Genomic DNA, 14,762 nt, shown 5'->3' on the forward strand with positions numbered 1-14,762 from the left:
AAAGTTCGGAAGTATCTTAAAAGCATTGTAAAAAATGTTGCGGGGTAGTTAAAAGGGTAGTTAAATCGTGTTTTTGAGTCAACAAACCGCTTAAAATAAGGGGTCAAGCGGGTTTTAAACTTCATTTATCTATTATAACTGAAAAACGGGCTTTTATCAAAAAAATCTGATAAAATGGTAGAATAGTAGCAAATAATCGGCAAATCAAGCCTGTTATGCCAATAAATAACAAGATAGGAGACCTATGAGTTTCGACGGTATTTTTCTCCACCATATGACCCGCGAGCTGTCTGATAACCTGACAGGCGGACGCATCCAGAAAATCAATCAAGTTTTTGATCACGAGCTTGTTTTGCAAGTGCGTAGCAATCAAAAATCACACAAATTGCTCCTCACAGCACATCCAACCTTTGGCCGGGTACAGCTGACAGAAACTGTTTTTGAAAGTCCCAAGACGCCCACGACTTTCACCATGATACTCAGAAAATATCTGAGTGGCGCTTTCATCGAAAAGATTTATCAAGTTGGCAATGACCGTCAGATTGTCTTTGAAATTTCATCTAAAAATGAAATTGGCGATAGCATGAAAATTGCTCTTATCGCTGAAATCATGGGTAAACACAGTAATATCATGCTGATTGACCGTGAGTCTGATAAAATTCTCGAGTCCATCAAACACGTCGGGTTTTCGCAAAATCACTTCCGCACGATTTTGCCTGGCTCGACTTATATCGCTCCACCTATTGATACGGACAAACGTGATCCTTTCACCGCTTCTGACGAAGTGATTTTCACGGCCTTGCAACGTGGGGACAATCTGCAGCAGATTTTTCAAGGACTTGGGCGTGATAGCGCACAAGCTTTGCAAGACATGAGTCTGACGGATTTCAAAACACGTCTGACAACTGTCATCCCGTCAATCTACCCCAATGATACCTTTTCAGCGATCCAGTTATCTGCTGATTTTACGGCTTTCGAGACTTTATCAGCCATGCTTGACCATTATTATCAAAATAAAGCCGAGCGTGACCGGGTACGTCAGGTCGCAAGCGAGGTCATCCGCAAGGTATCAGGCGAGCTTGATAAAAATCGCAAGAAGTTAAAAAAGCAATTGCGTGAGCTAAAGGCGACGGATAATGCTGAGATTTTCCGTCAGAAAGGTGAGCTACTCACAACTTTTTTGCATGATGTGCCAAATGACAAACCAAGTGTCACACTAGACAACTACTACACCAATGAACCACTCGAAATCGCACTAAATCTCGCACTATCTCCTAATCAAAATGCACAAAAATATTTTCATAAATATTCCAAACTCAAACAAGCTGTCAAGTTTTTAGGAGAACAAATCGACAACACCAAACAAACCATCACCTATCTGGAATCTGTGGAAAATGCACTCGAACAGGCAACTGTCACGGAAATATCTGACATCAAAGAAGAACTGATACAGACTGGCTTTATCAAGCAAAAGCACCGCAATAACAAAAAACAGAAACTCCTGCCACCTGAAAAATATCAGGCAAGCGACGGCACGATTATCCTTGTTGGTAAAAATAATCTGCAAAATGAACAGGTCAGCTTTAAATTGTCGCGCAAGGGCGACTTGTGGTTCCACGCCAAGGACATCCCAGGCTCACACGTGATTATCACGGGCAATGCTTCCCCCTCTGACGAGACCATCACTGAAGCAGCCGAGCTTGCTGCTTACTTTTCAAAAGCACGCCTGTCAAATCTGGTTCAGGTCGATATGATAGACGTCAAAAAACTGCATAAACCAACAGGAACACCGCCAGGATTTGTCACTTATGTCGGTCAAAAAACGCTACGTGTAACAGCAGATGAAGCAAAAATACGACAAATGCGATTGAACTAACAGGAAAGTACGCTAGAAAGCGCTTACAGAAAATTTATTGAAAAATATTTCACTTAATAACTGACAAACTATTGATAAAATGATATAATTTAACTGTTTGAAAAACTTGGTTAAGCCAAGAATTTGAAAGGAATTCATCTAATGACTGATGTAAAATTGCACAAAAAAGTAATCCTCGTTGGTGATGGCGCCGTAGGTTCATCTTACGCTTTCGCCCTTGTCAACCAAGGTATCGCTCAAGAACTTGGAATCGTCGACATTTTCAAAGAAAAAACTGAAGGTGACGCAGAAGATTTGAGCCATGCGCTTGCATTTACTTCACCAAAAAACATCTACTCAGCATCATATGCTGATGCTCATGATGCTGATTTGGTTGTCTTGACAGCTGGTGCGCCACAAAAACCAGGTGAAACACGTCTTGACTTGGTTCAAAAGAACCTCCGTATCAACAAAGATGTTGTCACACAAATCGTTGAATCTGGTTTCAACGGTATCTTCCTTGTCGCTGCTAACCCAGTTGACATCTTGACTTACTCAACATGGAAATTCTCTGGTTTCCCTAAAGAACGCGTTATCGGTTCAGGTACATCACTTGACTCAGCACGTTTCCGTCAAGCACTTGCTGAAAAAATCGGCGTTGATGCCCGTTCAGTCCATGCCTACATCATGGGTGAACACGGTGACTCTGAGTTTGCCGTTTGGTCACATGCAAACGTTGCCGGCGTAAAACTTGAACAATGGTTGCAAGACAACCGCGACATCGACGAACAAGGTCTTGTTGACCTCTTCATCAGCGTTCGTGATGCTGCCTACTCTATCATCAACAAAAAAGGTGCAACATTCTACGGTATCGCCGTAGCTCTTGCGCGTATTACTAAAGCAATCCTTGATGATGAAAATGCTGTTTTGCCATTGTCAGTCTTCCAAGAAGGTCAATACGGTATCTCAGACGTCTTCATCGGTCAACCAGCAATCGTTGGGGCACACGGTATCGTGCGTCCAGTCAACATTCCTTTGAATGATGCTGAACAACAAAAAATGGATGCTTCTGCTAAAGAATTGAAAGCAATCATCGATGAAGCCTTCTCACAAGAAGAATTCAAAGCTGCTGCTAAACAATAAGCAACGTAGTTCATCACAAAAAGCGCCTTGGGCGTTTTTTTTATTACCCTTTCACATTACTTTCAAAACAAAAAAAGTCCGCCAAATCAGCGGACTTTCGTCATTATAACCTTTTAAACTTAGATCTTCAAGAAACGTCTCATTGAGATGATAGAGCCGACTGACCCAATCGCTACCCCAATCACAACCATCAAGATGATGATTTCAGGGATAAATGTACTTGGGTGCAAGAGGTAAAGTTCTTGTTGTGCCAATGGTTTTTGCAAACCGACATAGCCGATGCGATAGACAAAGGCAATCAGGAAACTTGGCACGATGGCACCAAGCAAACCAACCCAAGCACCTTCTAAGAAGAAAGGCCAGCGGATATAACCATTTTTGGCACCAACGAGACGCATGATCTGAATCTCGCGTTGACGCGACAAGATTGTAATCCGAATCGTATTTGAAATCAAGAATACCGCAACAAACAAAAGCAATGCTGCACCACCAAGTCCCCAAGTCCGGATGACATTTGACATACCAAATATTTTCTCAGTATTTGCCCCACCGTAGTCAGCACGTTCAACACCGTCAATCTTACCAATCGCCTTTGCGACTGCTTTCACATCCTCAGGCTTATCCGCTTCAACGATATAAACATCATAAAGCGGATTGCTATCGCCTTGGAACATCTTCCAAGTATTACCGAGCGACTTCGTCAACTTATTAAGCTCATTTTCCTTACTCGAATAAGTGATTTTTTTCACATCTGGTACTTTTTCGATTGCCTTGTAAACTTTTTGATAATCGGGATTCGCAATCATTTTCGATTTATCGTTTGGATCAGCGATTTCTTTATCATTGTCATGCACACTGAGCTTGAGATAGGTCGAAATTCTCACGTTATTTTCAAGATCACCAGCCAGTTTAGTCGTGTTTAGGATGACGGCTAGAAAAGTTCCTACGAGAACCAGGGTAATGGTAACAGAGGATATTGCAGCAACTGTCATCCAGCCATTTCGGCGGAGATTTTTAATCGACTGCCACAGGTGTTTAAAAAATGTTCTAATCATCGTAGCCATAGTCTCCTTCCATTTGGTCGCGGACAATTCTGCCGTTTTCAATCGCAATCACGCGGTGACGCAGCGTGTTTACAATCTGCGAATTGTGCGTTGCCATGAGAATCGTTGTCCCTTGGATATTGATTTTTTCAAGCAAATTCATGATTTCCCACGAATTTTCGGGGTCCAAGTTTCCTGTCGGTTCATCCGCAATCAAAACTTTAGGCGCATTGGCGATAGAACGTGCAATCGCAACACGCTGCTGCTCACCACCTGAGAGTTCATTTGGAAATGACCGAACCTTATGTTTGAGACCAACAAGATCAAGCACTTCCATGACACGTTTTTTAATCTCACGCGGCCGTTTGCCGATAACTTCCATGGCATAGGCGATATTTTCATAGACTGTTTTCTTTTGCAAGAGTTTGTAGTCTTGGAAAACAACGCCAATCGAGCGACGTAGCATTGGCACATCACGTTTTTTGATTTTCCCGAGGTTATATCCTGCGACAATCCCTTCGCCCTTGTCAAGTTTTACTTCACGATACAAAAGACGGATAAAGGTCGACTTACCAGCACCTGACGGGCCAACGACATAGGCGAATTCGCCCGCTTCAATATCGACTGAGATATTTCGAAGCGCTGTTGTCCCATTGTTATATTTTTTTGTCGCATTATTTAGTTTGATAATACTGCTCATATTTTTGTTCTCTCTCTTTTTTTGTCAACTTCTCAATTATAACAGATTAAACTCGTATTTTATTACGCATATGTGACAAGCTTACAACATTTTCCATTTGAGATAGGCATCGATGAAGCCGTCCAAATCACCGTCCATGACGTTGTCGATTTGGCTGGTTTCAAAGCCTGAGCGTGTGTCCTTAACCAGCTGATAGGGCATAAACACATAAGATCGGATCTGCGATCCCCATGAAATATCGGCTTGATCTCCTTTTAGCTCGTCTACTTCTGCTTGTTTTTTCTCAACTTCTAGTTGGTAGAGTTTTGACTTGAGCATCTTCATCGCCAAATCTCTGTTACCGTACTGGGTTCTATCCATGGTTGATGAGACGACGATGCCTGTCGGCGTGTGAGTCAAGCGCACCCCTGTCGATACCTTGTTGACATTTTGCCCACCCGCGCCGCCTGAGCGGAAAGTGTCCATCTTGATGTCGGCATCGCGCACGTCGACTTCGATTGAGTCGTCAAGCTCTGGCATGACGTCGACCGATGTAAATGACGTGTGGCGACGGTTTTGCGAGTCAAAGGGCGAAATCCGCACCAAGCGGTGCACGCCTTTTTCAGAGCGCAAGAACCCATAGGCGTTGTTGCCTGTAAACTTGAGCGTGGCAGACTTGAGCCCCGCCACATCACCATCTTGGTAGTCCACAACCTCAACCTTAAAGTTGTGCGCATTGCCCCAGCGCTCGTACATGCGCATGAGCATGCTGCCCCAGTCCTGCGACTCTGTCCCGCCTGATCCAGGATGAATCTCAAGCAGAGCATTCATGTGGTCATAGGGCTGATTGAGTAGCATCTCAAGCTCATAAGTCTGCATCTTTGCGCCAAGTTTTTCTAACTCGGTTTCAAGCTCAGTACGCATCTCATCATCTTCATCGTCAGCTTCTTCTTCAAGCATCTCAAGCATGACTTCCTGATCGTCCAGCATCGCCTGCATATCCATGAAAGTCTGATACTTGGCCTTGAGCTGATTTGACTGCTCTACTACCTTTTGGGCGGCAATGTTGTCATCCCAAAAAGACGGATCCGCCATATCATTGTCCAAAAGCGCGATTTCTTCTTCTAAGCGATCCAAATCAAGATTTTCTCGAAATGACGCCATTTTCTCTATATTCTCAGCAATTTTATTGCGAATTTCACTAATTTCCATATCAGCTTATTTTACCATCTTTTATGACTTTTTTCAATGATTACTTAATATTTACCTACTTTGTATTCACACTTGAATACCTTTATGTGTTATGCTGTATTTATCAAAAATGCAGGAGAAAAAACATGTCAAAAGCTACTTCAATTCGTTTCAACGATAATTTGTATCAAGAAATGGTGGATTATACGACCTTAAACGGCCAGTCAGTCTCATCATTTGTCGAGGAGGCTGTCAGCGCTTATATCGCAGAAAAAGGGATCACACAACCACGTGTCAGGGAAATCCACCAATTCATGGATCAATATGCACCTTTAATGGAAAAATTGAAGGATCGTTGACATGGAGTATCTGAGAAAAATTGAGTATATCGAAATCAACAGATACGCTGTCACCATGGTCGGCGGTGTCACGTTTAGTGTACAATATAATCGAGCTTAGATATGATTGTCGAACAACCTAAACAAATTGCGTTCGGACAAGAACTTTACCCGACCGTCTGGATAAAAGCGGCCTTTATTCTGCAAAAAATAACTAAGAAACACGCTTTTTCAGATGGTAACAAGCGAACCGCCATCCAAGCGGCGCTGTCCTTCTTGCACATCAACGTCTATGATCCGGTCGATAAAGATTTCATCAACCAATCAGAAGAATTCGTTTTGTCAATCACTAATTCACCTGATAACGAGGAAACGATGTTGCAAGTCGCTAAATGGTTTGAAATGGTACACACAAAGCTAATCTACTGAATACTGAAACAAATGAAAACGCACTAAACTCAGATTTAGTGCGTTTTTAATATACAATCGAGACAAATCAATAACTGAATCTATTTTATCAATTTATCCATCATCTTTTCATAACTATCTACAACATCATACTTAACTTCACTGTTTGAAATCAGTGCAAAATGCTTACGCGCTGATTCAATTTTAGCGTTTTCAACGCCTTTTAACTTAAGGTCAATGTTATCTGAGACGCCCTTTGTTTCAGCAATAAAGTACACATGCTTTTGTTCTGGTTCATTCAATATCACAGCCCAATCAGGGTTATACTTACCAACTGGTGTATTGATATAAAACCCACCCGGCAATTTCACATACATTTCAACGTTACTTTGCACGTCTAATTCATCGGCAAATTTCTTTTCTGTCTTTGAATCGGTACGAACACGATCGTATAAATGTTTTTTTACGTCCCAGACGTTGTCTCCCAATATGCCTTGAATATCACTATTGGCAAAAATCGCTTCTTCATCCCAGACTTCGTCTAATTTATTGTAAGTAATGTGTGAGATAATATTCTGCGCTTTAACCGCATTAATGATACTACCTACTTGAACAATAAAGCTCTCTGGATTCGAGCGATACTTAGCGAACTGTGCTGGATCAATACCCGCCAAAATTTGGCCAACTGTTTTGCGCAATAAGCCAACAATTTGTGCGACTTCTCCAATCAAGTCATATTTTACGCGATTACTTGGTGTTGCAATGTATTCTTCGTGCTTTTCATTAATTGAAAACGCTGCCTCTGTGCCATCTGCACTCATTTCACCTTGAGTGATTCGAGCCTTTAGAGTAGCGACAATTAAATCACGATTGATGAGTTTGATTGCTTTCTCAATTATTTCATCATCGCTAAAGTTCACTGTATAGTAACTCTTACGATTGATTTTAGACCATAGCTCTTTAAAGGTTGCGCTGGCATATTTTTCTTTGTTAAGCTTCAAAGTCACGCGCTTGCATTCAGGTTCAACTCCTAAAGCACTTGGGTCATAAACGCTATTAACTAGATCTTGAATTGGTGCCACATAGGGCTGGTATTCTTCCCCCAACGCATCTGAAATCGCCACAAATTGTTCGTCAGCGCTCATTTCTTTATAGCTATCAGCTGTCTGCTTATCTTTTGTGATAACGCCATTACCTTTTAAACTCGCCCAGATTTCAGCAGCTTGCGAGTTGTCAACCGTCATTGTTGAGACGACTTGATCATTTTCGTCCTTAACGACTAACTCACGCCCTTCAAATAACTTGGGTTCAACATATTTTGGACGATTCTTAACTGCTTCCGCAAATTCTGATTGCAAGTCACGAGCAAAAGTATCATAACTTTCGTTGGCGATAACTGTTAGCACGTTAACTTGTTGTACTTCATTTTCACCAAGTGCATCTGCATCTTGACGCTCACCATATTGATTGACGGATAACCGTAATCCTCGCCCAATTTCTTGACGCTTTTTAATATCAGATGATGATTGGCGTAAGGTGGCAATTTGGAAAACATTAGGATTATCCCAACCTTCTTTCAAGGCCGAATGTGAGAATATAAAGCGCACTGGTTCGTCAAATGATAACAAGCGTTCTTTATTTTTCATGATCAAATCATAAGCTGAAATGTCATCACTGGCTTCACTGCCACGCTTCACCTTACTATCAATGGACTTGCCTTTCTTGTCCACCGAGAAATAGCCAGCGTGAACGGCGTCAGGCGTATCAATATCACGTTCTAAGTAAGTCCGATAGTCTACTGGCATCAGCGTGTCGACTAAGCGGTCGCGGACAATGTTGTCGTATTCCTCCTCGAACATCGCAGCGTATGCGCCTTTATCATTGACAGCATCGTAATCTTTATACTTCACCACTTCATCAATAAAGAACAACGAAAGCGTTTTAATCCCACGTTTATATAAACTGGCTTCTTTATTCAAATGTGAATGAATCGTTTCGCGAATCTGAATACGACGTAAATCGTCATCGCTGGCATTTCCAACAACTTCACCAGCGTGTAACTTCATGCCATTGGTAAATTCAACGAATTGTTCAACGGCGTTAATCTCCGAAACCACAAAGCCACTCTTATAGGATTCAACTTCACCAGACAGTGGATAAATGTTATCACCACGGTCGAGTAATCTAGAATTTTTGACAATTTTACCTGTTGCAGCAATCTTTTCAAATTGTACTCGCGCTTTCAGATTCGGCTTTTCAACAATTGATTCAAGGTACAAATAACCAGTTGAGGCGGTGGAGCCGGAAATTTCAATGCCTTTCACACTGATTTTTTTAACCAGCTGCTTCTGGTAGGCATCGACGGCATCCAAACGATAGACCATGTTGTAATTATCGCGATGCGTGGCTGAATAGTTGATGAAAAACAACGGATTAAACTTGGCCAACCCAACACGGGTGGCATTTAATTCTGCCTTTGAGGCATTATCGCCTAACACTGATTGTGGTTCATCAATGATCATAATTGGGTTAGTCGCGGCAATCACGTCAATCGGGCGACGACCACGAAACTGATCGAGCACCATATCAATACGCCTTGCATCAGCGCCTTTTGCGTTGAAAGCCTGCGTGTTTATAATCATTACATTAATGCCCGAATCCGATGCAAAGGCTTCAATCTTATCTAATTGGCTCGAGTTATAAACGAATGGTCGGATCGCGATGCCATATTCTGATTTGAAATGGTCTGCGGTTGATTCAAACGTTTTCGCCACGCCTTCGCGAATCGCAATACTAGGAACTACAATAATAAACTTCGACCAGCCGTATAGTTTGTGCAATTCAAACATGGTTTTGATGTAGGTGTAAGTCTTCCCTGTTCCAGTTTCCATCTCAACTGTTAGCGTTAAACTGTCACGAGAATTGTCGATTTTAGTCGTTTTATCTTTGCCACCAACGGCCATTTTTACTAACTTGCTATCCGTTAAAATGCCATTTTCTTTTTGAGTTGACTTGATGTTTTGCAACAAGTCAGCATCAGATAAGGCAATTTTTTCATTTTTGAAGCCACTATTGACGTCCAAAGTGACACTTTCTTCATATCCAGTGTCCATCAAATACGACACGCCGCTTTGTTTGGGTTGTCCTGAAAATACGGACGTCACCGCGTTGACGGCGTCTATTTGAAATTGTTGATTTTTATATTGAAGTTTCATAGATTCATCTCCTCGTATTACATTAACGGCGTATCGTTATCATGCGAACGACCTGATTTTTCAAATCTAACATGAATGTCTTGAAGTAAATTGATACTAGTCAATATTGCTTCACCCTGATTGAGCTTTCTAATTTGTGACAAAGTGTTTGGCTGAACTTGATTTTGAATCGCTCTTAATTCTTCGAAATGTGTCAACCGATGAATAATCAGAGTCCCAACTTGCCCAAGCAGTACATCAGGCACATCTTTTGGGTTTTGGGTCGTCAAGAACAAAAAGATACCTTTTTTGCGGCCTTCCCTAGCAATCGTAACCAGAGCGCTATCTTCTGATGATTTATCAATAAAACGATGCACTTCATCTACAAAAAGTACAAATGAATCATCAGCTGAATTTTTATTTTCAAGAATATATTGAGCAATCAGGTCGATGATTGTTTGACCAGCTGAATTCGTTTTTGAAATAGTCGACGAATCAATATATAAAGACTTCACATTTGTTGAACTGATAAAACTATCTAATTCAGAAAATAGGTTTGTTTTTGAATCATCCATTGTAAAAAAATCATTAATCAAAGATAGCTTTAAAAAATATGACACTTTCTGAATGAGCCAAATACTAGCATTGTATAAATTGCCGTCTCTTTTAAATTTATATATTCCCGACTCCTGGACTTGCTTAACGGCTTCATTTTTTATTTGTTCAATCAATAAACTTATATCAAACCTATTAGATGTCACTGCATCAATCTGGAACAATAAATCAGATGCTTTCGCTCCATCCTTAACCAACGCACTTTTATCTCCAATACTATTTTGATACCGCAATGATGAAATTGCATCAGAAAGGACCGCGGCCTTACCTGATTCTTCTGAACTCGAAACATCAAAGAAATTAATCCAGAACGAATCGTCCACATTTCCGGTTGACAGAAATGCGTTCTTTCCTAAAGTGATTTTCGTTGCTTCAGTATCGTTAAATGCATTTTTATATTCACCCGTGGGGTCAATAATCAACACTTTTTTTCCAGACAATACTAATTTGTCTAATATGGATAAAGCCGAAGTTGATTTACCTGAATTTGTAGTTCCTATTGTCATCAGATGTCTATCAAACAATGTATTTGGTTTCAATGATATAAATTCACTTTCAAAATTAGAAAGCTGAGCGAAATTAAATAATGCATTTTGATACATTTTTTTGCCATCGTCATCGCGCTTTTGTTTCCCATTTTCATCCATGATAGGATAATCATTGACTTCAATAGATTTTAGGTATTTTCTAACCAATTTTTGATTCGCAATATAAACCTTATCCGTAATACCAACTGTTTTAAAACCTGCTAATTTGAATTTATCGCCATCAAGAATCCCAATCACGTCAATTGCTATTTCAGGATAAATGGATTCTTTATTTCCCATGTACAAATCATCATGCACGGAATCAGACGAATTAACTTTAGCTTGGTAAATTTCGCCAATAAACAATCCCTGCACACTGTCAATCACAACAAAATAATTTATTGTATTAGGAATCAATTGTTCTAATCTTAACTTCCGGTGATTCAATAAACTAAGGTTTTCGACCTGTACATAACTATTTTCACGAAATACTGCTGAAATCATGCCAAGATAAAAATTGCTTTTGTCAATTTCATTATAAAACTCATCAATTTTCATTTGGTTTTTCCCTTAAATACTCATCTAAGTCCGAATTCATAGTTGACTGTAAAAATGCAATCTGATACCTTTCCTTCATTATAGAGACCAAATCTTGCCAATTATCATTAGGATTCTCGGGCTCGATATTAAAATCAGTTACTAAAGTAGCTAGCCCATCATTTGTTTTAATGGCTGAAAGAATCATTTTTGAAATGTGGTTATCAGCGAAACTAAATCCAGATGTGATAAATAACGTATTGGGAACTTTCAACAACTCTTGGAATTTTGCAAACAAATCAAAATAAGGTTCCTGATAGCTTTGTGCATATTTATCAGAACTAGGAAATACCATGATTGGATTTTCAACGTTTTGTTTTGGTTTTCTAACAATATTTTTCCCCGTTTTAGAATGTTCCCAAGTTAAAGAGCCGTGAATTTTTAAAAGATTAAAAACCTTTGGTTTATAAACTAGTTCATGTGTTTTTAAATTTGGAACTTCTTTAACGAGATTCCAATCAAACATCGTACTGTCAAATTGTGGACTTTGAGAAAATGAAAAGCCATCAAAAACTGTTGCTTTCATACTTTCGGCAGCATTTTCAATCAAAGTGTCATAATTCGTAGTGACAATGTTCAGCTTATTCCCTGACTTGCTTAACTTTGAAACAACGTTTAAAAACGCAACATGATTAAACAGTTTTGCATCATAATCATAAGACGTAGCCTTTTTGATGATGTCCAAAATTGCATTTTTTGTGTTTATAAACTTGTCTCTTTCGTTACTTGCAACAAATTTTTCATACGCAAATAAGTTAGATAGGAAATCTTCTAAATTGAATTCTGGTTTTAATGATTCTCCGTTAATTATCTCATCAGTGATAAATTGATCATTTTCATTATTTTTATTCTCAATGATTTGATACATACTTAATTTAGAAAGGCTTTCTAAATCAAATACTTCTACTTCTGAATCTTTTAATTGATATTTTTTCGATTTTAATTGTTCATAGACTTCATCAGCGATTTTAGAAACTGTAACTCCAGCTTTCGCAAAACCATTTTCGTCTTTGTCAAAATTATTATCTGTAACAGAAGCACCAGCACCAACTAAAACAACGATATTATCAAAAGAATGGTGAATAAAATTTGAAACCTCTGATCTTACTAATGATGTAAATTCACTTTCATCTATTGCCTTATCGTCTTTTTTTATTGCAACGTCATTTTTCTTGAATCCGCCATTAGATTTAGAATACTTATTTTGATTATTCATGTAAACCAATCCATCACTCATCAAATCACCTTCACTTTCGTATCAGGGCTAATAATCCGGAATTGTTCTAGAACATTGACCTTATCAGCAGACTTATTAAAAGTCGTTTCTTTAAATACAGCAATAAGTGGCTTTTGCTTGGCAATTTCGCGGGTCAATTCATCAGTCAGATTATCGCCAAAGTAAGCAATCACACCAGATAATTCGCCCAAATAATCGTACTTGATGATTTCTTCATCATTAATAGTCTCACGAGTAATTTGACGATTGTATTCCAAGGCACCATCAACTAAAACATCATATAGTAAATCAAAATCGGTGCGCTCATCTGCTTGGTTATCTACATCAAGCAATAAAGATTCTTGATTTAAATTATCGGCTGTTTTGAACACATCTTCTTTAAGACCGACTTTATCGACTTTCAATGCACGGAATCCACTCGTTTCACCAATTTTTGCAGCAGCACGACGAATACGTTCGCGAGAAATTTGATCAATTGTAGAATAACCAGCTTTGCGAGCTTCGGAGTCTTCAGGCGTAGTTTCATCTAAGGTTGCAACAATAAACTTGCGTTGTCCTCCATCCTCGGCATTCTGTTCCATTACAGCTTGTGCAGTAGTTCCACTACCAGCAAAAAAATCAAGAATCAGGTCATTTTTATGAGTCGAAAAGGATATGAAATATTTCATCAAATTTACTGGTTTGGGAAATGAAAAATAATTTGTTCCCAATAAATTTTCTACATCTTTTCCGCCCTGTTTAGTTGAGCCTAAATTTTCAGGCAAAATTGTTTTGGGAATAAAAGCTCCTCGTTCCTTTTTATAACGCAGTAACCCCTTTGGATTGAGGAAAAATTCCAAGACGCGTTGTCCCTTGCTATCAAGAGTTATTTTCCCTTGTTGCCAAGATTTGATTTGGTTTGCCATAGCCCACCCAGCTGTCACTTCCACATCTTCAATTAAGCGTCCTGCTTCAATATTCATGATTCCATTAATTTCCATCGTTTCAGAATCCCCAATGATTCCTGAGAATTTAGCATCATCGCCTTCAAATCGCAACCCTGCTTTTAAGGTTAGTGTAGTAGCAGGATTGGCTCTCGAAATTTTCTTTAACGCGGAATGCTCTATTACTGAATCATCACCGTAATCTTCCAATTGAAATAGTGGTACTTCTTCTACCGATTTTGCATAAGCCAGAATATATTCTTGTGCATTTGAAATATGTCCCGCTGTCGAACTGGATCTTTTCCAAATAAACGGTGAGCTCATTGGTGACAATCCATTTTCTGACCCAAACACCTCATCCATCAACAACTTCAAATTAGCCTGTTCGTTGTCATCGATACTGACAAAAATCACACCAGTATCGCTCAACAAATTACGCGCTAATTTCAAGCGCGGATACATCATACTCAACCAATCGGAATGATAACGACCATTTGATTTTTCATTTTTAACTAGACGGTTGCCGTCCTCATCAACACTGCCTTCAGCGGCATCCGCCTCTTTTTGAGTTTGCTTGAAGTTATCATGATATACGAAGTCTTTACCTGTGTTGTAGGGTGGGTCAATATAAATCATGTCAATCTTATTCAGATAAGATTCCTGTAACAACTTCAAGGCTTCTAGATTATCACCAGTGATGAACAGATTTTCTGAATCATCAAAGGTATCGACACGTTCTTTGTAGTCATCATCTGTGTAAATATAAGATTCCTCTGGTTGCGGGTGCAAGGTTTTCGTAGTTGGCGTTGCTGCTTCAAAATAAGCCTTAGCTTTACCGTTCCATGTAAAGTCGTAGCGTTCTTTTTGTTCTTCTGCTTTAGCGAACAAATCACGCAGTTCGTTTAATAATTCATTGTCAACTTTACGTGAATTAACATCAGATAAGTTGATTTTTTCTGGTTGATCAGTCATGGTTTTAACTCCTTTTTAGAGTGTGCCATGCCGCAAGTTT

General features: G+C 39.5%; 11 protein-coding genes. 4 read left to right on the plus strand and 7 right to left on the minus strand.

Features of this window, described 5'->3' with window-relative positions:
* Window positions 1–244: 244 nt before the first annotated feature.
* Together Hs20B_RS02255 and Hs20B_RS02260 are read left to right on the plus strand one after the other, a co-directional pair.
* On the plus strand, window positions 245–1,876 hold the full coding sequence (locus Hs20B_RS02255) for an Rqc2 family fibronectin-binding protein (RefSeq protein WP_172355209.1): 1,632 nt from the start codon (window positions 245–247) through the stop codon (window positions 1,874–1,876).
* A gap of 141 nt (window positions 1,877–2,017) precedes the next feature.
* On the plus strand, window positions 2,018–2,998 hold the full coding sequence (locus Hs20B_RS02260) for an L-lactate dehydrogenase (RefSeq protein ID WP_172355211.1): 981 nt from the start codon (window positions 2,018–2,020) through the stop codon (window positions 2,996–2,998).
* Window positions 2,999–3,117: 119 nt separating this feature from the next.
* Here Hs20B_RS02260 and ftsX read toward each other — a convergent pair whose 3' ends face one another.
* The 3 genes from ftsX to prfB form a co-directional block, all read right to left on the minus strand.
* Window positions 3,118–4,053, minus strand: coding sequence for a permease-like cell division protein FtsX (ftsX, locus tag Hs20B_RS02265; protein WP_172355213.1), 936 nt, complete (start codon window positions 4,051–4,053; stop codon window positions 3,118–3,120).
* On the minus strand, window positions 4,046–4,741 hold the full coding sequence (gene ftsE / locus Hs20B_RS02270; protein ID WP_172355215.1) for a cell division ATP-binding protein FtsE: 696 nt from the start codon (window positions 4,739–4,741) through the stop codon (window positions 4,046–4,048). The genes ftsX and ftsE overlap by 8 nt, the downstream gene beginning before the upstream one ends.
* An 81-nt stretch (window positions 4,742–4,822) precedes the next feature.
* Window positions 4,823–5,932, minus strand: coding sequence for a peptide chain release factor 2 (gene prfB, locus Hs20B_RS02275; RefSeq protein WP_172355217.1), 1,110 nt, complete (start codon window positions 5,930–5,932; stop codon window positions 4,823–4,825).
* 125 nt (window positions 5,933–6,057) lie between these two features.
* On the opposite strand from prfB, the gene Hs20B_RS02280 reads away from it, so the two are divergent.
* The gene (locus Hs20B_RS02280) at window positions 6,058–6,270 is read left to right on the plus strand and encodes a hypothetical protein (RefSeq protein WP_172355219.1); all 213 of its coding nucleotides are present in this window, start codon (window positions 6,058–6,060) and stop codon (window positions 6,268–6,270) included.
* 102 nt (window positions 6,271–6,372) lie between these two features.
* Entirely contained in the window at window positions 6,373–6,678 is a 306-nt protein-coding gene (locus tag Hs20B_RS02285) for a type II toxin-antitoxin system death-on-curing family toxin (RefSeq protein WP_308780096.1), read from the plus strand.
* An 80-nt stretch (window positions 6,679–6,758) separates the two neighbouring features.
* On the opposite strand, the gene Hs20B_RS02290 is transcribed toward Hs20B_RS02285, so the two are convergent.
* Genes Hs20B_RS02290 through Hs20B_RS02305 form a run of 4 tightly spaced genes read right to left on the minus strand, consistent with a single transcriptional unit; the run spans window position 6,759 to window position 14,722 of the window.
* Window positions 6,759–9,872, minus strand: a complete 3,114-nt coding sequence (locus tag Hs20B_RS02290) for a type III restriction-modification system endonuclease (RefSeq protein WP_172355221.1) — start codon at window positions 9,870–9,872, stop codon at window positions 6,759–6,761.
* Window positions 9,873–9,889: 17 nt separating this feature from the next.
* Window positions 9,890–11,551 carry an ATP-binding protein gene (locus tag Hs20B_RS02295; protein ID WP_172355223.1) on the minus strand — a complete coding sequence of 554 codons (1,662 nt, stop codon included), beginning with the start codon at window positions 11,549–11,551 and terminating at the stop codon, window positions 9,890–9,892.
* Window positions 11,541–12,827: an SIR2 family protein gene (locus tag Hs20B_RS02300; RefSeq protein ID WP_172355225.1), complete on the minus strand. Its 1,287-nt coding sequence runs from the start codon at window positions 12,825–12,827 to the stop codon at window positions 11,541–11,543. Before Hs20B_RS02300 ends, Hs20B_RS02295 begins: the two co-directional genes overlap by 11 nt.
* A complete protein-coding gene (locus tag Hs20B_RS02305; RefSeq protein WP_172355227.1) occupies window positions 12,827–14,722 on the minus strand; it encodes a site-specific DNA-methyltransferase in 1,896 nt (631 codons plus the stop codon). The genes Hs20B_RS02300 and Hs20B_RS02305 overlap by 1 nt, the downstream gene beginning before the upstream one ends.
* Between the last annotated feature and the right edge of the window lie 40 nt (window positions 14,723–14,762).

Source organism: Pseudolactococcus insecticola, assembly GCF_011170065.1.
GTDB classification, from domain to species: domain Bacteria; phylum Bacillota; class Bacilli; order Lactobacillales; family Streptococcaceae; genus Pseudolactococcus; species Pseudolactococcus insecticola.